This is a genomic window from Sulfitobacter sp. KMM 9851, from assembly GCF_057178245.1.
The window spans coordinates 1,310,617-1,334,191 of record NZ_CM169991.1 but is presented as its reverse complement, the minus strand read 5'-3'; the positions used below and the strand labels follow the sequence as shown (position 1 = coordinate 1,334,191).

General features: G+C 61.3%; 20 protein-coding genes. 8 read left to right on the top strand and 12 right to left on the bottom strand.

Annotated elements, in window-relative coordinates; all coding sequences use genetic code 11:
* Both AC1965_RS06510 and AC1965_RS06505 read left to right on the top strand, forming a co-directional pair.
* Positions 1-1,287, top strand: coding sequence for a 3-deoxy-D-manno-octulosonic acid transferase (locus AC1965_RS06510; protein WP_483886476.1), 1,287 nt, complete (start codon positions 1-3; stop codon positions 1,285-1,287).
* Complete coding sequence (locus tag AC1965_RS06505) at positions 1,280-2,323, top strand: glycosyltransferase family 4 protein (protein WP_483886475.1); 1,044 nt, start codon at positions 1,280-1,282, stop codon at positions 2,321-2,323. Before AC1965_RS06510 ends, AC1965_RS06505 begins: the two co-directional genes overlap by 8 nt.
* Positions 2,324-2,451: 128 nt before the next feature.
* On the opposite strand, the gene AC1965_RS06500 is transcribed toward AC1965_RS06505, so the two are convergent.
* The 5 genes from AC1965_RS06500 to AC1965_RS06480 all read right to left on the bottom strand — a co-directional run bounded on the left by AC1965_RS06500 (position 2,452) and on the right by AC1965_RS06480 (position 9,352).
* Positions 2,452-3,615: a M20 aminoacylase family protein gene (locus AC1965_RS06500; protein ID WP_483886474.1), complete on the bottom strand. Its 1,164-nt coding sequence runs from the start codon at positions 3,613-3,615 to the stop codon at positions 2,452-2,454.
* Between the two features lie 65 nt (positions 3,616-3,680).
* Entirely contained in the window at positions 3,681-4,847 is a 1,167-nt protein-coding gene (locus AC1965_RS06495; protein ID WP_483886473.1) for a M20 aminoacylase family protein, read from the bottom strand.
* 24 nt (positions 4,848-4,871) lie between these two features.
* Positions 4,872-6,218, bottom strand: coding sequence for an NAD(P)/FAD-dependent oxidoreductase (locus AC1965_RS06490; protein ID WP_483886472.1), 1,347 nt, complete (start codon positions 6,216-6,218; stop codon positions 4,872-4,874).
* Positions 6,219-6,330: 112 nt separating this feature from the next.
* Entirely contained in the window at positions 6,331-7,506 is a 1,176-nt protein-coding gene (gene argE, locus AC1965_RS06485; RefSeq protein ID WP_483886471.1) for an acetylornithine deacetylase, read from the bottom strand.
* A gap of 13 nt (positions 7,507-7,519) precedes the next feature.
* Positions 7,520-9,352: an ABC transporter ATP-binding protein gene (locus tag AC1965_RS06480; RefSeq protein WP_483886470.1), complete on the bottom strand. Its 1,833-nt coding sequence runs from the start codon at positions 9,350-9,352 to the stop codon at positions 7,520-7,522.
* Between the two features lie 321 nt (positions 9,353-9,673).
* On the opposite strand from AC1965_RS06480, the gene AC1965_RS06475 reads away from it, so the two are divergent.
* The 4 genes from AC1965_RS06475 to AC1965_RS06460 all read left to right on the top strand — a co-directional run bounded on the left by AC1965_RS06475 (position 9,674) and on the right by AC1965_RS06460 (position 14,826).
* A complete protein-coding gene (locus AC1965_RS06475) occupies positions 9,674-11,395 on the top strand; it encodes a peptide ABC transporter substrate-binding protein (RefSeq protein ID WP_483886469.1) in 1,722 nt (573 codons plus the stop codon).
* Between the two features lie 121 nt (positions 11,396-11,516).
* The gene (locus tag AC1965_RS06470) at positions 11,517-12,554 is read left to right on the top strand and encodes an ABC transporter permease (RefSeq protein ID WP_483886468.1); all 1,038 of its coding nucleotides are present in this window, start codon (positions 11,517-11,519) and stop codon (positions 12,552-12,554) included.
* Entirely contained in the window at positions 12,547-13,545 is a 999-nt protein-coding gene (locus AC1965_RS06465) for an ABC transporter permease (RefSeq protein ID WP_483886467.1), read from the top strand. Before AC1965_RS06470 ends, AC1965_RS06465 begins: the two co-directional genes overlap by 8 nt.
* A 207-nt stretch (positions 13,546-13,752) precedes the next feature.
* Complete coding sequence (locus AC1965_RS06460; protein ID WP_483886466.1) at positions 13,753-14,826, top strand: YeeE/YedE family protein; 1,074 nt, start codon at positions 13,753-13,755, stop codon at positions 14,824-14,826.
* Here the strand turns inward: AC1965_RS06460 and AC1965_RS06455 are convergent.
* The 6 genes from AC1965_RS06455 to AC1965_RS06430 all read right to left on the bottom strand — a co-directional run bounded on the left by AC1965_RS06455 (position 14,762) and on the right by AC1965_RS06430 (position 21,111).
* Positions 14,762-16,045, bottom strand: coding sequence for a DUF3422 family protein (locus tag AC1965_RS06455; protein ID WP_483886465.1), 1,284 nt, complete (start codon positions 16,043-16,045; stop codon positions 14,762-14,764). The genes AC1965_RS06460 and AC1965_RS06455 overlap by 65 nt on opposite strands.
* Positions 16,046-16,170: 125 nt before the next feature.
* Positions 16,171-16,554 carry a carboxymuconolactone decarboxylase family protein gene (locus AC1965_RS06450; protein WP_483886464.1) on the bottom strand — a complete coding sequence of 128 codons (384 nt, stop codon included), beginning with the start codon at positions 16,552-16,554 and terminating at the stop codon, positions 16,171-16,173.
* Complete coding sequence (locus tag AC1965_RS06445; protein ID WP_483886463.1) at positions 16,551-16,925, bottom strand: MerR family transcriptional regulator; 375 nt, start codon at positions 16,923-16,925, stop codon at positions 16,551-16,553. Before AC1965_RS06445 ends, AC1965_RS06450 begins: the two co-directional genes overlap by 4 nt.
* Positions 16,926-17,090: 165 nt before the next feature.
* A complete protein-coding gene (locus AC1965_RS06440) occupies positions 17,091-18,539 on the bottom strand; it encodes an NAD(P)(+) transhydrogenase (Re/Si-specific) subunit beta (protein WP_483886462.1) in 1,449 nt (482 codons plus the stop codon).
* A gap of 16 nt (positions 18,540-18,555) precedes the next feature.
* Complete coding sequence (locus tag AC1965_RS06435) at positions 18,556-20,130, bottom strand: Re/Si-specific NAD(P)(+) transhydrogenase subunit alpha (protein WP_483886461.1); 1,575 nt, start codon at positions 20,128-20,130, stop codon at positions 18,556-18,558.
* 264 nt (positions 20,131-20,394) lie between these two features.
* Entirely contained in the window at positions 20,395-21,111 is a 717-nt protein-coding gene (locus AC1965_RS06430) for a hypothetical protein (RefSeq protein ID WP_483886460.1), read from the bottom strand.
* A gap of 247 nt (positions 21,112-21,358) precedes the next feature.
* Here AC1965_RS06430 and AC1965_RS06425 point away from each other — a divergent pair, with 247 nt between their 5' ends.
* A complete protein-coding gene (locus AC1965_RS06425) occupies positions 21,359-22,111 on the top strand; it encodes an SDR family NAD(P)-dependent oxidoreductase (protein ID WP_483886459.1) in 753 nt (250 codons plus the stop codon).
* 60 nt (positions 22,112-22,171) lie between these two features.
* Positions 22,172-22,750: an REP-associated tyrosine transposase gene (locus AC1965_RS06420; protein ID WP_483886458.1), complete on the top strand. Its 579-nt coding sequence runs from the start codon at positions 22,172-22,174 to the stop codon at positions 22,748-22,750.
* Between the two features lie 37 nt (positions 22,751-22,787).
* On the opposite strand, the gene AC1965_RS06415 is transcribed toward AC1965_RS06420, so the two are convergent.
* Positions 22,788-23,570: a gamma-glutamyl-gamma-aminobutyrate hydrolase family protein gene (locus AC1965_RS06415; protein ID WP_483886457.1), complete on the bottom strand. Its 783-nt coding sequence runs from the start codon at positions 23,568-23,570 to the stop codon at positions 22,788-22,790.
* Between the last annotated feature and the right edge of the window lie 5 nt (positions 23,571-23,575).

The following is a 23,575-nucleotide window of genomic DNA, read 5'->3' as shown; positions in this document are numbered from 1 at the left end:
ATGGCCGCCCCGTTTCTCTACCGGGCATGGGTTGCGGCCAGCACCCTGCTGGTGCCTTTCGCTGCCCATTTTACCATGAAAAAACTGCGCCGCGCCGGGGTCTCCGTGCCGCGCGCCCATGAAAAGCTGGGCAATGCATCGACACCGCGACCGGCCGGGCCGCTGATCTGGTTTCACGCCGCCTCGGTTGGCGAAAGTCTGTCGGTGCTGGCGCTGATCGACCGAATGGGCCGCGCCCTGCCCGACACCCACTTCCTGATCACCTCTGGCACCGCCACCTCTGCACGGCTGGTCGACCAACGTCTGCCGCCGCGCACCCGTCACCAGTTTGCTCCGCTTGACGCGCCCGGGCCGCTGAAACGCTTTTTGAAACACTGGCGCCCTGATGCCGCGATTTTTGTCGAAAGCGAACTGTGGCCCCAGATGCTGCGCCGCACCCACGACCGCGGCACCCCGATGGCGCTGATCAATGCGCGGTTGTCCGAAAAATCCATTGCCAGTTGGCAAAAGCGTCCCGATCTGGCGCGGTATCTGTTTGGCGTGTTTGACCTGATCCTCACCCAGAATGACGCCATGGCCGAGGCGATGGTCGCGATCAACGCCCCCGTCGACCGGGTGGCACGGGGGATCAACCTCAAGTCGATGGCAGGCCCGCTGCCGGTGGACGAAGACACGCTATTCGAGGCCCGTGCGGCCCTTGGTCACCGCCCGGTCTGGATCGCGTCGTCAACCCATGAGGGCGAAGAGCGCGCGGTCTTGCATGCGCATGGGCAGTTGCTCGAACGCTTTCCCGACCTGTGCCTGATTCTCGCCCCCCGTCATCCTGAACGCGGCGACGAGGTGACCGGGCTGATCGCGGGCGCCGGGCTGAGCCTGACGCGGCGCACGCGGGGCGACATGCCGGGGGGGCAAGTGTTTCTGGCCGATACGCTGGGCGAGCTTGGCACCTGGTATGCATTGAGCGATGTGGTGTTTCTGGGCGGCTCACTGCTGCCCATCGGCGGTCATAACCCCTACGAAGTCGCCCAATCCGGCGCATCCGTGCTGTCGGGGACCCATGTGGCGAATTTCGCGGAAACATTTGCCGAGATGGAAATGCTCGGGGCCGCACGGCTGGTCTCTGGGCAGGACGATCTGGCAGACAGGCTGGCTGTGCTGCTGGGCGATGATCAGGCGCGTCAAGCTGCGGCAGATGCAGCGCAGAAATTTGCCGAAGGTCAGGCCGACAAGCTGGACAGTATAGCCATCCGCCTGATCCGCGCATTACGGCTGGGCCAGGATGCCTGAGCTTTATGTTACCAACTACAACCCGCATTTCACCGGCGTTTCAGCGACGGCGGCAAATGTGGTGCGCCAGCAGATGCAGCGGCGCGATCTGGCGCTGGTTGGACAGCCCCTGCCCGGCTGCCCGACCCCGCTGACCCGTGTGGCCGCCGCGCGTGTGGCGCTGAACCACCCGCCCGAGGAAAAACCCTTTGCCATCTGGCACGTACGCCGCAACCCCGAAATGCGCAGCGCGATCTGGCTGCGAGACATGCGCCGCGCCAAGATCAAAATCGTGTTCACGTCTGCCGCGCAGCGGTTGCATTCGGCCTATCCGCGCTGGCTGATTTCCCGCATGGACGCCGTGATTGCCACCACCGACAAAGCGGCAGAGTTTGTGCCGCATGTGCGCGCCGTGGTGCCACATGGGGTCGATACCGATGTCTTTACCCCCGCCTCTGACCGGCGTGCCGCTTGGGATGCGCTTGGCTTTGGCGGCACCGAGGGGATCGCCACCGTTGGCCGTATCCGCCCGGAAAAAGGCACCGATCTGTTTGTTCAAGCGATGCTGCGCCTTTTGCCGCAGCGCCCCGGTGCCGTGGCACTGGTGGTGGGGCGTGCGGGTGGCAAGCATGAGGCATTTCTGAACCGCCTCAAGGCCCAAGTGGTGGCCGCCGGGCTGGCGGATCGGCTGCTGTTTGTCGGTGAATGGCCCGCCGCCGACCTGCCGCGGTTGATGCGCGCGCTGTCGCTGGTGGTGCAACTGCCGCGCTATGAGGGATACGGGATGGTGCCGCTGGAGGGGCTTGCGTCGGGCGTGCCTTTTGTCGGCAGTCAGGCGGGCTATTACAGCGTCTTTTCGGGCGCCGGGCGCGTGGGGCAGATTGTCCCGCAGGACGCCCCAGAGCAGGCCGCCGATGCCGCACTTGCAGTGTTGTCGCGCGATGATTTTACCGGGTTGGCAAAGGCGGCGCGTGCGGCGGCCCAAACGCAGTTCAGCGCGCGGGCCGAGGCCGATGGGATCGAGGCGGTCTATCAGCAATTGTGGCGGCAGGGCTGATCGCGCAGGGCGCGGCGCAAAAATTGTCAGCTGACAATAAAATTCAGCGTTTCTGACCTATTTACAATACCTTAACGAATTCGCGCGCCCCAGCCAAGGGACGCGCGATGGGTATTTCTCAGATGTTTTCAAGCCGCTGGCATGCGTTGTTCAACTATCCCTGCCCACCAGCTACAGCCTGCCGGGATGACATCATCGTTAAAGTTGTACATCGGGTGGTGAACCATCGCGGTGTCGCCATTGCCGACCAGAATATAAGCGCCGGGGCGCTCTTCGAGCATGAAGGCAAAATCTTCGCCGCCCATCACCAGCGGTGCCTCGACACAGTCACCAGATACAGAGCGCGCCACATCTGCGGCGAATTCCGTCTGCGCATCGTGATTAACCATGACCGGATAGTTACGGATGTATTTCACCCGTGCCGTGGCACCGAAAGTGGCAGCCACACCTTCGCAGATTTCGGTCACGCGCTTTTCCGCCAGATCGCGCAGTTCCAGCGACAGCGTGCGCACGGTGCCCAGCAGGTTCACCCGCTGCGGAATCACGTTGAACGCCTTGGACGAAGATTCGATTGACGTGATCGAAACGACGATATTGCCAATCGGGTCGGCGTTGCGGCTGACGATGGATTGCAGCGCGGTGATCATATGGGCGGTGACCACCATCGTGTCGATGGTCTCATGTGGTTTGGCGGCGTGACCGCCCAGGCCTTCGACTTCGATTTCCAGCAGGTCGGTGGCGGCAAAGAATGGACCGGGGCGGATGCCAAAGCTGCCGGCAGGCATGCCGGGCCAATTGTGCATACCGTAGACTTCCTGAATGCCCCAGCGGTCCATCATGCCGTCTTTGCACATCTCACGGCCCCCGCCGCCACCTTCTTCGGCGGGTTGAAAGATGACCACGACCGTGCCGTCGAAATTGCGGGTTTCGGCCAGATACTGCGCGGCGCCCAGCAGCATGGCGGTGTGGCCATCATGTCCGCAGGCGTGCATCGCATTTGGCGTTTTGGAGGCGTATTCCACGCCCGTCTGTTCATGGATCGGCAGCGCGTCCATATCCGCGCGAAGCCCGATGACCTTGCCCGAACCGGTGTTCTTGCCCTTGATCACGCCAACAACGCCGGTGCGGCCAATGCCCTCGACGACTTCGTCACACCCAAAGGCGCGCAGCTTGTCGGCCACGATGCCAGACGTGCGGTGTGTCTCGAACAGGATTTCGGGGTTTTCATGCAGGTCGCGGCGCCATGCGGTGATGTCGTCGTGCAGTTCGGCAAAGCGGTTCTTTACAGGCATTGGGTGTCCTTTGATGCGTCATTGGCAGCTCAGCTTGGATGCAGCTGCACATATCTGTCCCATGCTTACGCTCTTGGCAGGCGGTCCTCAACCATCTGTGCAAACCACGAACACCCCGCCGGGATGGCGTCATCGTTAAAATCGTATTCGGGGTGGTGTACTGTGGCCCCGTCGCCATTGCCGATCATCATATATGCGCCCGGCCGAACGTTGAGCATGTAAGAGAAATCCTCGCCCGCCATGATCGGGGGCGTGTGGCGGTCAGTGCCGGGGGTGATCTGATCCGCGGCGTCAGCGGCAAAGCGGGTGTGGTCGGCGTGGTTGATGGTGACGGGATAGCCGCGCGCGTAGTCGATTTCGGCACGGCATTGATGGGCGGCGGCGGTATGGGTGATGATGTCGTGCAGCCGCGCTTCCGCCAGATCGCGGACCTCGGGCGCGAGGGTGCGCACCGTGCCGCGCAATTTGACCTGCTGCGGCAAGACGTTGTGGCTGTCGGTATCGCTGCGCAGCGTGCAGATCGAGACGACAACCTGTTTGAGCGGGTCAACATTGCGGCTGGCGATGGATTGCAGCGCGATCAGCACGTGAGCGGCGGCAAGATTGGTGTCGATCGCCTCGTGCGGGGCGGCGGCGTGGCCACCCTGCCCGGTCAACGTGATGGTCACCTCATCCGCCGCCGCCAGCAGCGCACCTTCGCGGATTGCGAAATGGCCAACCGGGTGGCCCGGCATATTGTGCATCCCGTAAACTTCGTCGATGGCCCAGCGGTCCATCATGCCGTCCTTGACCATCTCATTGCCGCCACCGCCGTCTTCTTCGGCGGGTTGAAAGATCAGCGCGACACGGCCATCAAAATTGCGGGTCTCCTGAAGGTATTGCGCGGCCCCCAGCAGCATCGCGGTATGGCCGTCATGGCCGCAGGCGTGCATCTTTCCGGGCGTCTTTGAGGCATGCGGCAGGCCCGTCGCCTCGTGAATTGGCAGCGCGTCCATATCGGCGCGCAGCCCGATGGTGCGGCCTGATGTGTTGCTCTGCCCTTCGATCACGGCCACGACGCCGGTCTTGCCGACGCCGGTGGTGATGTCAGTGATGCCAAAGCTGCGCAGCTTGTCTTCGACGAACTTCGCGGTCTCGTGCACGTCGAACTGTAATTCCGGGTGTTGGTGCAGGTGGCGGCGCCACGCGGTGATCTCGGCATGGGTTTCGGCAAAGCGGTTCTTGATCGGCATGGGGGGCCTCCCGGAAGGTGAGTGTCAGAGCGCCGGGCCAAGCCGGATGGCAGACCCGTCGGAAAAGCGGCTGGCGCGGAACCTGCGCAGATCATGCCCCGGCGCGTCGCCCATGACCAGAGCGGCCAGCACCCGGCCCATGCCCGGCCCGATCCCAAAGCCATGCCCTGACATGCCGGTGCCGATGGTCAGCCCCGGAATCTGCGCGCAGTGATCCACGACAGGGACGATATCGGGCATGGTGTCGATCATGCCCGCCCATGCGGATTTGACCGTGACCGGCGGCAGATCGGGATAGAGCGTGGCAAAGCTGCGCAAGACCTTGCGCAGGCGCGCCATGTCCGGCTTCGGATCAAGGATGCGCATCGTCTCGAAAGGTCCGGGCGCATCGACGGCCCAGTGGCGCGGCGTGGTCCAGGCATCGGGAAAACCGCGCGGGGCAATCGGGCGCAGGCGCTGGCCAAGGGGATTGGCGCGAAGCTGTGGCAAGTAGTGCGGCAGGGCGCGAAAGGCGTCAGGGCCAACATAGAGGTCGGGCGCGCCGGGAGGGGCCAGTGTATAACCGCCATCGGCGCGGCGGCGAAAGGCCACGCGCGCATCAGCAGCGGCACCGGCGTGGACCTGTGGCAGCGCAGTGGTGGCAACCACGGATTCGCGCACCGATAGCTGCGGCAGATTGACCCCATGGGCGCGCAGGAACAGCGCCGACCACGCACCACCCGCCAGCACCACGGCAGCGGTCCTTATCTCGCCCGCCTCGGTCACCACGCCGGCCACCCGGCCTGCGGCGATATCGAGGCCGCGCACGGCGCAGTTTTCAACGATCTGCACCCCGGCCCCGGCGGCCAAGGCGGCCAGCGCCGGGACCGCCGCCCAAGGTTCGGCGCGCATGTCCGACGGTGTGATCAGCGCACCGGCATAGCGGCGGTTCAGGCCGGGGAATGCGCGGGCCGTCTCAGCAGTGTCGAGCAATCGGGTATCGAGGCCCTGCGCCTGCGCAAAGGGCAGCCAGGCGGCGTAGCCCTGCATCTTTTCGTCGGTATCGGCCAGGTAGGTGACACCGCCCCGGTGCAGCCCGATGTCGCGGTCAAGCTGCGGGGCCAGATCGCGCCAGTGCTCCGCCGCTTCGATCATGATGGGCAGTTCGTCCGGGTCGCGGCCCTGCTGGCGAATCCAGCCCCAGTTGCGGCTGGATTGTTCGCCTGCGATGCGGCCCTTTTCCAACACGGTGACGCGTTGCCCCGCCCGCGCGAGAAAAAGGGCAGTGCAGATTCCAATCACGCCGCCGCCAATCACCACCACATCGGCCTGCGCACGCGCCGGGCCGGGATAGGTGATGGGGCTGGACATGGTGATGGGGAATGGAGTCATGATCTGGGCGTTTTCGCGCAAGGGCCGCAGGCCCGCCACCCGGTGGCGGCTGTGGGACAAAATTTATATGGTGAGGTGAAACAGGGGGCGCAGGCCCCCCTGATCCGGGGGGTTAGCTGGCCAGTCGAGCAAGCAGTTTGCGCATGAAATCATGGCCTGCCTCGAATTGTGCAACTTCGATATATTCATTGGGCTGATGCGCCTGAGCGATGTCGCCGGGGCCGCAGATGACAGCGGAATACCCCGCCTCCTGAAACTGCCCTGCTTCGGTGCCGTAGCTGACCTTGTGGCTGGCGTTGTCGCCCGTGATTTGGCGCACGATATGTTCGGCCTCGCCGTCCTTCTCGGGTTGCAGCGCCGGCACATCGAATCGGGTGGAGGTTTCGATGTATGTCTCAGGCACCACCGCTTGCATCTGTTTTTCGACCTCGCGGACTTTCTTGAGGTATGCGGTGCCCCATTTATCCTTGTCCTCGCCCGGGACAACGCGGAAATCCATGGCGAATTTGCAGTCCTTGGCCGTGATGTTATGGGCGGTGCCGCCCTCGATCACGCCGACATGGGCGGTGGTGAAAGGCGGGTCAAACATGGCGGCAAGATCGGTGGGCTTGTGGGCCATGTTGTCGCTGTTCACGTCATTGGCCCATTCGATCAGCTTGGCCCCCGCCATAATCGCATTGACCCCGGTGTGCAGCAGCGAGGAATGCACCTCGAACCCGACCAGATGGGTGTTAAAGCCGATGCCGCCCTTATGGCCGGTGACGGCCTGCATGGTCGACGGCTCGCCCACGATCACCGCCGCCCCCTTGGGCACGACGCCCTGCATCGCCTGGATCATCGGTGGCGCCCCGGTGCAGCCGATTTCCTCGTCAAAGCTGAGCGCGATTTGCAGCGGGCGTTTCACGCCGCTTCGATGTGCCTCTACCAGCGCCCAGATCGCCAGCGCGTCAAACCCTTTCATGTCGCAGGTGCCGCGGCCATAGTAGCGGCCGTTGCGTTCGGTCACGGTGAAGGGATCGCTGTCCCACGGCTGGCCATCGACGGGCACCACATCGGTGTGGCCGGACAGGACCACGGCGCCCTCTTCCCAAGGGCCGACATGGGCAAAGAGCGCATGTTTCGGCTGGTCGGGGTCGATGTAGCGGTGGCTGTCGATGCCGTGCCCGGCAAGGTAGTCGGCGACCCAGTCGATCAGGGGGATATTGCTGTCGCGCGATACGGTTGGAAAGCTGATGAGTTTTACCATCAGCTCAAAGGGGGTCATATGGTCTGACGTCGAGGCCGACATGGGGCGCGTTCCTTTAGTAACCGCTGTCTGTGATCAGCACGTGATGGCCCGGTTCGACCTCTTTGTAAACCGAAGGTTCAGCGACATAGCTGGCCGGGTGGATCGGGGACGGAATCGGTTTGAAGTTCAGGTCTCGTTCCTTTTTACGCTGGCGCGGGTCGGCGATTGGCACCGCCTTCATCAGGGCCTGAGTATAGGGGTGTTGCGGGTTTTCGAACACGCGGGCGCGCGAGCCCAGTTCGACAATCCGGCCCAGGTACATCACGCCGACCTGATGGCTGACACGTTCGACCACGGCCATGTCGTGACTGATAAAGAGGAACGACAGTTCCATCTCGGCCTGAAGTTCTAGCATCAGGTTCAGCACCTGTGCCTGCACCGAGACATCCAACGCCGACACTGCCTCATCCGCGATGATGAGTTTGGGGTTCAGCGCGAGGGCGCGGGCGATGGCGACGCGCTGGCGCTGGCCACCCGACAATTCATGGGGAAAACGTCGCATGAAGCTGCGCGGCAACTCGACCCGGTCAAACAGCATCTCGACGCGTTTGGTAACGTCGCCTCCGCGCAGGGTGTCGAAATTGTGGATTGGTTCAGCCACCTGATCTGACAACTGCATCTGCGGGTTGAGCGAGGCAAAGGGATCTTGAAAGATCATCTGCATGTCGAGCCGCGCCGTGCGCAGGTCGCGCGGGTTCAGCGCCATGATGTCGACGCCATCAAGTGTCACCTCGCCCGACATCGGTTCGACCAACCGCAGAATCGAACGCCCCGCCGTGGATTTGCCGCAACCGGATTCGCCCACGAGGCTCAGGGTCTGCCCCTTGTTGATCGAAAACGACAGGTCTTCGACCGCGTGCACATTCGCCACCGTGCGGCGCATAAAGCCCCCGGTGACAGCAAAGCGCGTGGTCAGGTTCTTGACCGTCAGCAGCACCTCGTTGGTGCCTTTGATCGGCACGATGGCATCGTCTTTGGTGCCCAGCAGTTTCATCGGTTCGGGATAAGCCTTGCCCGTCATCTCGCCCAGCTTTGGCACAGCGGCAAGCAGCGCCTTGGTATAGGCGTGTTTCGGGTTCTCAAAAATCTCTTCGACCGTGCCCTCTTCGACTTTTTTGCCGCGGAACATCACCACCACGCGGTCGGCCATCTGCGCCACCACGGCCATGTCGTGGGTGATAAACATCACTGCCGTGCCAGTTTCGCGCTTAAGACGGTCCATCAGGGCCAGGATCTCGGCCTGAATCGTCACGTCGAGGGCTGTGGTCGGTTCATCCGCGATCAGCAAGCGCGGCTCGCAGGCCAGGGCCATCGCGATCACCACACGCTGGCGCATCCCGCCCGACAGCTCATGTGGGTATTGTTTCAACCGCCGCTCAGGTTCGGGGATGCGGACCTGACGCATCAGTTCAAGCGCGCGGGCGTCGGCCTGTTTACGGGTGAGCCCCCGGTGCAGGCGCAACCCTTCGGTCATCTGTTTGCCAACGGTAAAAACCGGGTTCAGCGCCGTCATCGGCTCCTGAAAGATCATGCCGATTTCATTGCCCCGGATGTGCCGCATCTGGCTTTGATTCGAGGTCGCAAGGTCAATTTCGACGCCTTCACCAGTGTCGAACATGATCCGCCCGCCGGATATTTCGCCACCGCCATATTCCACCAGCCGCATCAACGACAGGGAAGAGACCGATTTGCCAGACCCGGATTCGCCCACCACGCAGACAGTCTCGCCCGGTTTGATATCAAAACTGACGTCTTCAACCCCTATAACTGGGCCATCCTTGGTCTGAAATTCAACGCGCAGCTGTTCGATTCGTGCAATCGGCGCATCGGCTGAGTGGTCCAACATGGCATTCCCCGTTATTATCGCCGCGTCGTTTTTGGCCGCAGGCTTTGCCAGACGCTACGGCCAATATGCCGCCCCTGTCAAACGCGGCGGGGCGCAGGACGCTTTACCGGAAAATCAAAATCTCTGGGCTTGCATTTCTTGCGAAACCTGTTTCGATACCGCCATGCGCTTTGGGGGCAACAAACAGGCTGCGGCGAAATTTTGCGTGATTACGCTGAGTTAGCCGTAGCATTGAGTTTCCCCCGGAGTGATAACATCAAGGCAGGGCAAAACCCTGCTATAAAAACGCGGCACGTCCACGTGTCCAACATGGAGTAAGTTATGAAACTAAGAACCCTTTTGATGGGGGCTGTGGCATCTGCCGCATTTGCCCCTATGGCCCTTGCTGACGGACACGAAGGCGAGCGCGGGCGGGACGGCGAAGTCAAGATTATCTATTGGCAGGCCGCCTCGATTCTGAACCCCTATCTGTCCAGTGGTACAAAGGATATCGAAGCGTCCTCTTTGATAATTGAACCTCTGGCACGCTTTGACGAAACCGGTGCGCTGGTTCCTTATTTGGCGGCCGACATCCCGACCGTCGAAAACGGCGGTGTCAGCGAAGATCTGAAGTCTGTAACATGGAAACTGAAAGAGGGTCTGGTGTGGTCTGATGGTTCACCCGTCACCTCAGCCGACCTTAAATTCACCGCTGATTACTGTATGCACCCCGAAGGCGGCTGCGCCCAGGCTGCAAAATTCGATGGCGTGAAAGACGTCGAGATCGTTGATGACCTGACCGTCACCGTTCACTTCAACGAAGCCAAACCGAACCCTTATAACCCGCTGGTTGGTGGTCAGTCGCCCATCATTCAGGCCGCTCAGTTTGCCGAGTGCACCGGGGCCAAAGCGCCCGAATGCACCGAAGCCAACTTTGGCCCCATCGGCACCGGCCCATTTGTAGTGTCCGATTTCCGTCCCAATGACGTGATCACGATGGTCGCCAACGAAAACTACCGCGAAGAAGGCAAACCCGCCTTTGCATCGCTGACATTCAAAGGCGGTGGCGATGCCACGGCAGCGGGTCGTGCCGTCATGGAGACAGGCGAGTTTGATTACGCCTGGAACATGCAGTTGGCACCCGATGTGCTGGCCAAAATGGCCGAAGGCGGCAAAGGCACGCCAATCTCGGCTTTCGGTACGCTGGTTGAGCGGCTGGAAATGAACCTGACCGATCCATCGCCCGATTTGCCTGAAGGTGAACGCGGCACGGTCATGCATCCGCACCCCTTCCTGTCCGATTTCAAAGTCCGCAAAGCGCTTTCCATGGCGATCGACCGTGAACTGCTGGTCGAAGTGGGATATGGTCAGGCCGGTCGTCCGACCTGTAATCTGGTGCCAGCGCCGGCACTTTATGCCTCTGACAACACAGAGTGTCTGACCCAGGATCTGGAAGGCGCCAAAGCGCTGCTGGACGAAGCGGGCTGGACCGACAGTGATGGCGACGGCGTGCGCGATAAGGACGGCAAGAAACTGGCGATCCTGTATCAAACATCGACCAACGCCGTACGTCAGGATTTCCAGGCGCTGATCAAGGATTGGTGGAACCAGATCGGCGTCGAAGTCGAACTGCGCAACATTGACGCGTCGGTCTTCTTTGGTGGTGACCCCGGTTCGACCGATACGTTCCAGCGTTTCTATGCAGACGTTGAAATGTATGCCAACAACTTTGATGGCACCGATCCACAGACCTACCTGTCGATGTACCGCTGTGGCAACGAACCAAAACCATCCAGCCAGTGGCAGGGTGAAAACATCAACCGCTTCTGTAACGAAGAGTACGACGCGCTGCTGGACGAATTGTCCCGCACCGGCGAGTTGGAAAAGCGTGGCGAACTCGGCAAAAAGCTGAACGACCTCATCACCAAAGACACGATGACAATCGTGCCGCTGGTTGACCGTGGCCGTGTGTCTGCTGCCTCCAACACGCTTGGTGGTGTGGTGCTGAACACATGGGATTCCGAGCTGTGGAACGTCGCAGACTGGTATCGCATTAAAGAGTAACGTCGCGTCGGGTGCGTGGGAAACCACGCACCCTGGCCGTCTGATTACTTCAGGATGTGCGTCCTTTGCACATCCTGACTTTCACCCCCTACCCTAAGACTGACATACAAAGGCGACGCCCATGTTGACCTTCACCATCCGACGACTGTTCCTGTCGATCCCGACGCTTTTGTTTATCAGCCTTGTTATTTTCCTGCTGCTTCAGCTTGCCCCCGGCGACCCTATGGCGCAGGTGCCCCTGACCGTGCCGCCGGAAGTAAAGCAAAAGATGCGCGAGGCGCTGGGGCTGGGACAGCCGATACATGTGCAGTACTGGAAGTGGCTGGTACAGTTTTTCTGGATCGAACCGCAGGTTTTCATCGACTATCTGACCAATCGGTCATCCCTGTTCGGCTGGCTGCCCGACACCAACTTTTCCCAAGGGCAGCTGCGTGTAATCAGTTGGCAGACCCGCAGCCCGGTGATGGACATCGTGGTGCAGCGGATGCCGCAAACCCTGTGGGTCGTCGGCCTGAGCTATATCGTGGGCATCGTCATCGCCATTCCCATCGGCATTTATTCGGCCTACCGGCACTATTCGGTGTTTGATCAGGCTGGTACATTCATCACGATGATCGGCTTTTCCATTCCACCCTTCTTTACCGGGCCGCTGTTGATCGTCATCTTTTCTGTCTATCTGGGCTGGTTGCCGTCGATCTATGACACCACCCATGTGGTGACCGACTGGGCCAGTTTTAAGGTGCAGTTTTACCAGATGATCATGCCGGTGATGGTGCTGGCGCTGCAAACCACGGCGCAGATCAGCCGCTATATGCGCGGCGCGATGCTGGACAACCTCAATCAGGATTATGTGCGCACCGCCCGCGCCAAGGGGCTGCGCGAAGGCGTTGTCGTCATGGTACATGTGCTGCGCAACTCGATGATCCCTGTGGTGACCGTAATCGCGCTGGGGATGCCTGCCATCTTTGGCGGCGCGATCATCACCGAAAACGTGTTCAAGGTGAACGGCATCGGCCAGCTGCTGCTGACCGCCCTGCGCGCCAACGATCTGCCGATGGTGATGACGCTGACGTTCATCTTTGCCATCCTGATCGTGCTGTTCAACCTGATCGCAGACATCCTGTACGGCCTGCTAGACCCGAGGATCCGTTATGACTGAACAAGCAATCCCTGCGAGCCCGATTGAGGCCGATCTGGAATTCCTCAAAGCCCTGCAAGACAAGGAGCCGCAAAAGCCGCCGCGCAGTCAATGGCGTGACGTCTGGGACCAGTTCCGCAAGCACAAGGGCGCGCTGTTTGGCGGCGGGTTCCTGATCTTCATCACGCTGGCGGTGATCTTTGGCCCCTACATCTGGGATATCGACGCGAAAAAGCTTGATATTCGGAACAAGGACTGGCGCCCGATCTATACCCTGCTGTGGGACAATGAGGCCAAGGCGGGCTGGATTCACCCGTTTGGCACCGACCAGCTGGGCCGAGATATCCTGGCGCAGATGCTGTTTGGCGGCCGGGTGTCGATGGCGGTGGGTTGGCTGGCCATGGCGCTGGCGCTGCTGATTGGCACCACCATCGGCGTGCTGTCGGGTTTCTTCCGGCGGATGGATTTCTGGCTGATGCGCTTTACCGATTTGATCCTCAGTCTGCCAATCCTGCCGCTGGTGCTGCTGGCCGTGACGTTGTTTGGCCAACCGCTGCGGTCCAAGTTCGGACCCGAAGGCGGTATGTTCATCCTTATCGTGTCGGTGATCAGCCTGACGTCCTGGATGCAAACCGCGCGGATTGTGCGCGGCGACATTCTTGCCCTCAAGGAACGTGAATTCATCCTTGCCGCGCGGTCGATCGGCACCACCCCGGCCAAGATCATCCGGCGGCACCTGCTGCCGAACGTGATCTCGCCCATCATGGTATCGGCCACGCTGGGCCTCGCCACCGCGATCATTACCGAAAGCGCGCTTAGCTTCCTCGGCGTCGGTTTTCCGTCGGATTTCCCCACTTGGGGCAAGCAATTGGCCGATGCGGTGGACCGGATGCAAGAGTTTCCCGAACGTGTGATGCTGCCCGGGATTGCGATCTCGCTGACGGTGCTGGCAGTGAACTATTTGGGTGACGGGCTGCGCGATGCGCTTGATCCGCGCATTCGCGGCCGCTAACGCAAATAAGAACCACGCGGCCCGCCCCGCCCCCGCAACGGGGCGGGGCGTTTCGTTTGCCAGCGCCTGGATGAACACTGTCATCCCTTTACTCAACGCCGCAGAATAATGTTCCGGTGCTCGACCTTTCCCACCAATGGCCGACGCTTGATTATGGGCGTGGCACACCTCAAATGGAAAATAATTCCGTATTTGAGGGTTTTCCTGATGTTTGAGTCCTTTGGCTTTGAAGAGACCACTGCCCGACAGATTTCTGTTCTGCTGGCGCTGGTGATTGGCATGACCTTTGGGGTGCTGGCACAGCGGACGCGCTTTTGCTTTCGCCGCAGCCTTGTGGGCGACGACCGCAAGCAGGCGCTGGGTGTCTGGCTGACGGCGCTTGCCTTTGCCGTGATCGGCACGCAGGCCGCCGTGGTGGCAGGCTGGATCAACTTTGACGACCACCGCTTTATGGCCAGCGCGGTGCCGGTTCTGGCGATTGCAATCGGCGGGCTACTGTTTGGCGCGGGCATGGTGCTGACACGCGGCTGCATTTCGCGGCTGACGGTGTTGAGCGGCAGTGGCAACCTGCGTGCGGCACTTGTGGTGCTGGTCTTTGCCGTGGTCGCCCATGCCACGCTCAAGGGGGTGTTGGCCCCGCTGCGGGTCGCGCTGGGATCGGTTACAGTTGAGTTGGGCGAGAATGTCAGCCTTGCCGCCCTGCCCGGCGGTGCCTTGATCTGGGCGGGCGTGATCGCAGTGGCGGCGCTGGTCTATGCGCTGCGCTCGGGCAATCGTGCGGGGCAGTTGGTGATGGCGGGCGCGATTGGCCTACTGGTGCCGCTGGCATGGGTCGGTACCGGGTTCATCCTGTTTGACGAATTTGACCCAATCGCGATGGAAAGCCTTAGCTTTACCTCGCCATCTGCCGAAACCCTGTTCTGGAGCATCGCCAGTTCCTCGATCCCCGCAGGCTTTGGCACCGGGCTTTTGGGTGGTGTATTTGTTGGCGCGCTGTTGGCAAGCCTGCTGTCACGAGAGTTTCAGTGGCAGAGCTTTGACGCCCCTCGCCAGACCGGTCGCTACCTGACCGGTGCTGCGATGATGGGCGTCGGCGGTGTGCTGGCGGGCGGCTGTACGCTGGGCGCGGGTCTGTCAGGTGTGCCGACGCTGTCGCTGGCGGCGATTGAGGCGATTGTGATGATCGCGCTTGGTGCGCTGGCCATGCAGGCGCTGCTCAGCCGATCCGCCGACGCAGACGGCGCAACATCCACCACACACTTAGTACAACCGGCAGAGTGACAACAGCGGTCAGCACCCCCTTGCTGACTGCAAAATACGCCGCCAGTGGATACAGAAGATAGCCCACCAAAGAAACGGCATAGTAGCTGATTGCGACCACCGACAGCCCCTCAACCGTGTGCTGTAGCCGCAGTTGAAGGTCGGCGCGCCGGTCCATGCTGGCCAGAATTGCCTGGTTCTGCGCCGAGCGTTCTACATCCACGCGCGTCCGCAGCAAGTCAGCGGCCCGTAGGGCGCGCGCCGATATGGTCTGTAGCCGGGTTTCGGTGGATTTCACCGTGCGCATCGCAGGCTCGTAGCGGCGCATCATGAACTCTCCAAAGCCCTGCCGCCCCATGAACCGCGCCTCGCGCAGCGCCGCGATCCTTTGATAGACAATTGCCTCATAGGCCCCTGTTGCGGCAAAACGGTAGGCCGTCTGCGCCGTCAACGTCTCGAGCGCCACAGAAACGTCGAGCAACGCGTGCAGCGTGTCCTCTGCTGCGGTGCCAGAGCCGCCGCGCATGTCGCCCATCAGCGTGGTCAGTTGCAGGTCATAATCGCTGAGCTGCGCGGCCATGGCGCGGGCCTGCATAAAGCCCAGCATCGACATCGCCTTATACGTCTCAATCTCGCACAGGCGCTGCACGATGCGCCCGATGCGCCGCGCGCCGGTGCTGGCATCAGCAAACAGCGCGATGCGCAGATGCCCGGCGGGATCAACGCGAAAATCGCTCGCCACCACGGCGGCCCCATCCAACACATCCGCCACTGCCAGACTCTCTGGCACGAACCAGTCGCGCAGGTGTGCTGCGATGGCGGCCTCTTCGGCGGGTTTGGCCATGACCGTCAACAAGGCCGAGGTGATCCTTTCGCCCTGCGTGCCGCTGAGCCACACGTCAGGAAAGACGTCGAAATCCACCGGGTCAAAGGGGCGCGTCTGCCCCGCCTCATAGAACACCGTGTAGGTGACAAATTCAGTATGCTGCTCCCATTTCAGTACAAAGCGACCCAGCTCGCCGTAGTAATGCGTGGCCCTGGCATCCGCACGCGGCGCGCCGTAGTGGTCCAGCAACCGGTTCAGCTGGTCCTGCTCGGCACCGGGTTCAGGCGCGCTGCCTGCCCCCTGCTTGACCGCCAGAAACGCCACCCGCGAAGGGGCGGAGATCTGTGGAAACGGGCGCGCGTGCAATTCCCCGGTCAGGGCAAGTCGTTGCGGGTGGTCTTTGATCGGGGCCATAGCTGCGTTCCGCTGGAGTGGTTGCGCGTTAAACAGTGACCATAGACAAGTTTTTGTTCAAGAACAGATAAAAAATCAATATCTTTCAGCAGGTTGCAGTGTACGGATGTATACCGAACCCAATTCTAGGCCGCTGCATCTTCGGCAAATACCTCCAATGCCGCATTCAACCCGTTAATCGCAGCCGGCAGGCCGGCATAAACCGACATCTGCCAGATCGCTTCCAGTATCTCGCGTTCGCTCGCGCCCGCCGCGCGCGTGTGGACGATGTTGATCTTTAGCTGCGGCCCGGTCTGCCCGCCCATTGCCGTCAGCGCCGCCACAGTACAAAGCTGCCGCGTGCGGCTGTCCAGCCCCTCGCGGGTATAGTGCCGACCATAAGCCCATTCGATCAGGCTTTCGGCCATGCCCGGCACCGCCGCGTCATAGCGTGCCGAGAGCACCTCCTCCAGGCCGGGGTTCATCTTGGCCATATGGGCACGGGCGCGGTCCAGGTTTGTTTCAGTCATTGTGTGCATCCTTTTGATTGGGTTTCCAGCGCGTGATAGGCCGCCACTTTGCGGTCCATCAGCGCCATTGTGTCCTGCATCAGCGCCAGTTTCTGCGCGATGACCTCCCGGTGTGCCTCCAGCATCTCGCGCCGGGCGCGCAGGGTGCTGTCGCCTTGCTGGCGCAGGGCGGCATAGCGCACGCGGTCGGCCTGTTTCATACCGGTAGCGTTGAGTTGTTCCAGAAAGCCGATCCAGCCCAGCACGTCCGCGCCATAGATCCGGCGACCTGCATCATTGCGCATCGGCGGGGCGATTAGCCCGATCTTTTCGTAAAACCGCAAGGTATCCACGCTTAGCCCCGATTTCTGCGCCACTTCGCCTATCTGCATTGGCCTGTCCTTTTGTGCTACGAATCAACTCTACAAGCTGGAGCACGCTCCAGCTCAAGCCCTAAAATGCAAAACACCCCACCGGTTGCGGTGGGGTGTTTCATTTCTAGTCAGTGCAGGAATTTTTTGAAAATTCCGGACCGTTTTCTTTAAAAGAAAACGGGATCAGTCGATCAACGGGATCAATTTGTCCAAGGATGCCTTGGCATCGCCGTAGAACATGCGCGTGTTGTCCTTAAAGAACAGCGGATTTTCGATCCCGGAATAGCCAGTCCCCTGCCCGCGTTTGGACACGAACACCGTTTTGGCCTTCCAGCATTCCAGCACCGGCATCCCGGCGATGGGGCTGTTGGGATCGTCCTGTGCCGCCGGGTTCACGATGTCGTTGGACCCGATGACAATCGCCACGTCGGTGGTGGGGAAATCGTCGTTGATCTCGTCCATCTCCATCACGATGTCATACGGCACCTTGGCTTCGGCCAGCAGCACGTTCATGTGGCCGGGCAGACGCCCCGCAACCGGGTGGATGGCGAAACGTACCGTCTTGCCCGCCGCGCGCAGCTTGCGGACCAGTTCGCTGACCGATTGCTGTGCCTGCGCCACTGCCATGCCATAGCCGGGGATGATGATGACCGATTCAGCATCGTTCAGCGCCTGTGCCACACCGTCGGCCTCAATCGCGATCTGCTCGCCCTCAACGGCCATCTGCGGGCCAGAGGTGCCGCCAAAGCCGCCCAGGATCACGTTGATGAACTTGCGGTTCATCGCCTTGCACATGATGTAGCTGAGGATCGCACCCGAAGAACCGACCAGCGCGCCGGTCACGATCAACAGATCATTACCCAGCGTGAAACCAATCGCCGCCGCCGCCCAGCCAGAGTAGCTGTTAAGCATGGACACCACGACAGGCATGTCCGCGCCGCCGATGCCCAGGATCAGATGCCAGCCGATAAAGCCCGCGATCAGCGTCACCAGAACCATCGTCCAGATGCCTGCCCCGTTGAAATACATGACACCCAGCACCAGCGCCACAATCAGCGCCGCCGCGTTAAGCATGTGACCACCGGGCAGTTGCGTCGGCTTGCCATCGACCTTGCCGGCCAATTTGCCAAAGGCAATGACCGATCCGGTAAAGGTAACGGCACCAATGAAGATACCAAGGAAAACTTCGACCTTGAGGATCGCGATTTCGACGCCGTCCTTGTACCACAGCTTTTCGCCAAAGCCCGTCAACTGGGCATCAGCCATCGAGATCCCGCTTTCGCGCAGCGCGATCACGCTTGTCAGCATCATATCGGCATTCAGCCCGATAAAGACCGCCGCGAGGCCCACGAAACTGTGCAGCGCCGCCACAAGTTGCGGCATTTCCGTCATCTGGACACGGCCCGCGACGTAGTAGCCCGCATAGCCGCCTGCCGCGATGGCGATCAGGATCAGGAAGACGTTATAGGTGCCGGGGCCAAAGACCGTGGCAAACACCGCCACGCCCATACCGACTATGCCATACCAGACGGCGCGTTTTGCGCTTTCTTGGTTGGACAGCCCGCCAAGCGAGAGGATGAACAATACAGAAGCCGCGATATAGGCGGCAGAGGTCAGACCAAGTGAGAACATCAGATCAGCCCCCTTCTTAAGATTTCTGGAACATGGCGAGCATGCGCCGTGTCACAAGGAAGCCACCCACCACGTTGATGGAGGCGATAAGTACCGCAATGAAGCTGAGGAAAACCACCAGCCAATTGCCCGATCCGATCTGCAACAGCGCGCCGATGATCACGATACCGGAAATCGCGTTGGTGACAGCCATCAGCGGCGTGTGCAGGGCGTGGCTGACGTTCCAGATCACTTGGAAGCCGATGAAACAGGCCAGCGCGAAAACGATAAAGTGCTGCATGAAGCTGGCCGGTGCAAAGGCACCGATCACCAGCATCACCGCCGCCCCGACAACCAACAGGGTGACCTGCGATTTGGTTGCCTGTTTGAACGCGGCCACTTCGGCGGCTTTCTTTTCTTCCGGCGTCAGGACCTTGGCCGCCTCTTTCTTGGGCTGGGCGGCGATCGCGGCCACTTTCGGCGGTGGCGGCGGGAAGGTGACGGCGTTGGCGTGGGTAATGGTGGCCCCCCGGATCACGTCGTCTTCCATGTTGTGATTGATCACGCCGTCTTTTTCCGGTGTCAGATCGGTCAGCATATGCCGGATGTTGGTGGCATAAAGTGTCGATGCCTGCGCCGCCATGCGCGATGGGAAATCGGTATAGCCGATGATGGTCACGCCGTTCGGGGTGACAACCTTTTGATCCATCACGGTCAGCTTGCAGTTGCCGCCTTTTTCCGCCGCAAGGTCAATGATGACCGAGCCCGGCTTCATCGCCGCGACCATGTCTTCGGTCCACAGCTCGGGCGCTTCGCGGTTGGGGATCAGCGCGGTGGTGATCACGATATCGACCTCAGGGGCCAATTCGCGGAACTTGGCCAGCTGCGCCTCGCGGAATTCAGGCGAAGAAACAGAGGCATAGCCGCCAGAGGCGGACCCGTCGGCCTGCTCTTCTTCAAAGTCGAGATAGACAAATTCAGCGCCCATGCTTTCGACCTGTTCAGCCACTTCGGGACGCACGTCAAAGGCCAGCGTAATAGCCCCCAGCGATGTCGATGTACCAATGGCCGCAAGGCCCGCCACACCGGCACCCACAACCAGCACCTTGGCCGGGGGCACCTTGCCCGCTGCCGTGATCTGGCCGGTAAAGAAGCGGCCAAAGTTGTTGCCCGCCTCGATCACCGCACGGTAGCCCGCGATATTGGCCATCGACGACAGCGCGTCCATTTTCTGGGCACGCGAAATGCGCGGCACCATGTCCATGGCGATGACGGTGGCACCTTTCTTGGCGGCGGCCTCCATCAGATCGGTGTTGCCGGCGGGGTTGAAGAAGGAAATCAGCGTCTGGTCGGCCCGCAGGCGTTTGACCTCGGCATCAGACGGCGCGCGCACCTTGGCGATCACATCTGCGGCTTTCCACAGGGCGGCCGTTGTCTTGGCCACGGTGACGCCTGCGGCTTGATACGCTGCATCATCGAATCCGGCAGCGGCACCCGCCCCGGTTTCGATCACACATTCATGGCCCAGTTTTTGCAATTGCAGCGCGCTTTCCGGCGTCATTGCGACCCGGTTTTCGCCGTCAAAAATCTCTTTCGGTGTGCCGATCTTCAAACCCTGAATCCCCTATGCTGGCCAGTTGCCCCCAAAAGGCGCAACTTTGTTAGGCTGAGCGATAGCGCGCGCGCAGCAATAGTACAAGCAGGCCGACAGCGCTAACGCAGCAAAAGTGTCGTTTATGCCCGACTGCGGGACGGTTTTTTCGTATCGGATTGGATTTCAGAACAACGCTCCTGCCGCATTTTTGGACAGGAAAGGCGGCACGCATGATGCGTGCCGCCAGACAAGGGCCAACGCCCCTTGGAACCTGTGATCAGATCAAAGGCCGGGCACAAGGCGCGCGGTGTCACGGGCGCTAAAGGTCGCACCCCGGTCTGCGCCAAACGAGATTTTGCCGCCAAAGCCGACAAAGGCTTCGGAATTGCTCATCCCGGCAGCGCTGGCGCGGGCGGCCCCCACTTCGACGAACATATTGGCGTTGGGTGCCACGTCACGGTCAAGCCGCAGCGCGGTGCGCGACAGATCGCCGCCATTCATATCAAGCCGATCGTAGGAGCCAGTGATGCCAAGGCCGCCTGCCAATTCGAAACGGCCCATGATACCGACCATTGTTGCATCGTCGGTCGCGCCGTCGGCATTCGCAAGATATCCTTCGAAGTCCCAGACACCGGTTTCAAAACCCGCTTCCAGACCAAAGATATCCAGATCATCGCCGCCGCTGTCTTCCATCGTGTAGAACGCACCAAAAGAGGTCGCGTCGTCCATGTGGTAGATCCCGTGCAAACCCAGCGATTTGCTGTCCAGCCCCGAGGCGTTGAAATCGCTATAGCCCAGATCGGCCTGAACGCTCAGATTGCGGTTGAAACCCAGTTCAACCGATCCGTCGAGCCCAAGGCGGCTGAAATCGGTGTTGTCAGCAAAGGCAGAATACGACAGCCCCACCGATCCGCCAGTAATTTCAACGGCGTGCGCAGGCTGCGAGACGAGCAGCGCACCGGCTGCGAGGAAAAGGGAAAAGCTATTCAGGGGGGTCATTTACTGCTCCAATTGTTAAGGTCTGGGGTCCAGTTTTCTGGTTACCTTTTCCCCTCTTGAGGGAATTCAGAAGCGGCGACAAGGCGGCAACAGGTGGCCGCGATGCGCTGACCGGATTTGTGACGGATAAAGCACGCGGCGATCCGCCGTCGGACTCGATCACCGCGTAATGACGCCCCGTCAAAGCACGACAATGATTGCGCTTTGAGCTGACCCGCGCAACCATGCCCCAAACAATGGAGGCTTTATGACCGTTAAAGGCAAACACGCGATTATCACGGGCGGCGGAACCGGGATCGGCTTGGCCATCGCCCAGGACCTTGCCGCCAAAGGGGCGCAGGTGACCATCACCGGGCGGCGGCAAGAGGTACTGGACGCCGTTGCGGGGGACGGCATTACCGGGATGGCAATGGACGTGCGCGACGAAGCTGACGTGGTGGCCACGATCGCGCAGGCGGTGGAGGCGCGTGGCCCGGTGCAGATCTGTATCGCCAATGCAGGCATCGCCGAGGGGCGTGCGCTGCACAAGACCGACCTGGAGTTCTGGCGCAACATGATGGCCACCAATCTGGACGGGGCGTTTCTGACCATCCGCGAGAGCCTGACGTCGATGCGGCAGACCGACTGGGGCCGGGTGATCGCGGTGTCGTCGATGGCGGGGTTGCGCGGCCTGCCGGGGGCGGCGTGCTATTCGGCATCCAAACACGGGATGATCGGGCTGATCCGATCCCTGAGCGAAGATTACATGGGCCAGCCCTATACCTTTAACGCCCTATGTCCGGGCTATGTCGACACGCCGATTGTCACGCGGAACACGGCGTCGATTGCCAAACGCGCCGGGCTGACCGAGCAAAAGGCGCGCGACATCATGATCAACTCCAACCGCCACAAGCGGCTGATCACACCAGATGAGGTGGCCACCGCCGCGGCCTGGCTGGTCGGCGATGGGTCGGGCAGCATCAACGGCCAGTGCATTGAAATCGCCGGCGGGCAGATGTAGCGGCGGGGCATTTTCTGCGGCGTTAAGCTTGCCTTAACCAAACCGCGCCACTCTGGTGCCATGGCTTTCGACGCTCCCAAACGCAGCCCCAAACGCACCCCCGGTGGCACATATTTCCTGACCCTCCGCCTGGCGGAGCGGGGCGGTGACCTGCTGGTGCAGCGTATCGCCCTGCTGCGCCGCGCGATGCGCGAGACATTGGCGCGCCACCCGTTTCAGATAAATGCCATCGCCGTGCTGCCCGATGTGATCCATACCATCTGGACACTGCCCGCTGGAGACAGCGGTTATCCCAACCGCATCGGCATGTGGAAATCGCGGTTTTCGCGCGGGGTGCCAATGCCTGCGCACCGCAGTCTGGCCCAGATCAAGCGTGGTGAAAAAGGCATCTGGCAGCGGCGATATTGGCAGCATCAGATCCGCGATGCCGCCGATTTTGCCCGCCATCGCGATCTGATCTATCTCAGCCCGGTGCATGCCGGGCTATGCCCACGCCCGCAGGATTGGCAATTTACCTCGCTGCACCGCGACCTTGCCCTTGGCACGGCACAAATGCCCGATCTGACCACACGGGGTGGTGCGGCCCCCCTGCACCTTACGCATCCTCCACGCGCGACACAGGAACGGCGGCTGGCCTGAGGTCGGGGGCCCAGACGGCGCAGCGCCCCATGCCGCGCTATTGTGCGGCAGTCAACATCGGCAGCGCCGAGCCATCAGCGGCCCAGGCCCGCACGGCAGCCCCGAAATGTTCGAACAAGGGTCTGGAGACAGGGTCTTTCGCCGCCTCCCACTCAGGGTGCCACTGCACCGCCAGCGTAAAGCCCGGCGCGTCGTCGATATAGATTGCTTCGGGCGTGCCATCGTCGGCATGGCCATCAATCACAACGCGCGGGCCGGGCTGTTTGATCCCCTGCCCGTGCAATGTGTTGGTGCGCACCTTGGCAGCCCCCATCACGCGGTGAAAAACACCGCCTTCGGTAAAGGTCACATCGTGGCGCAGTTCGAACTTTTCCTCCAGCGTGCCATCGGGGGGCATCCGGTGGTTCATCCGTCCCGGCAGATCGCGGATTTCGGGGTAGAGCGATCCGCCCATAGCGACATTGACCTCCTGAAACCCGCGGCACAGGCCCAACACCGGTTGGCCGCGCGCCACACAGGCCCGTACCAGCGGCAGCGCAATAGCGTCGCGCGCCCGGTCAAACGCGCCATGCGCCTCTGTTTCGGCCTCGCCGTATTCTTCGGGATGCACGTTGGGCCGCCCGCCGGTCAGCAAGAACCCGTCGCAGACGTCGAGCAGTTCATCGACGCTGACATAGCGCGGATCACTGGGGATGATCAGCGGGATGCAGTCCGACACCGCCGATATGGCCACGGTGTTCATCTGGCCACCCGCGTGCACCGGGTATTGATCGTTCAACAGGTAGGAATTGCCGATAATGCCAACGACGGGTCGGGCCATGAAAC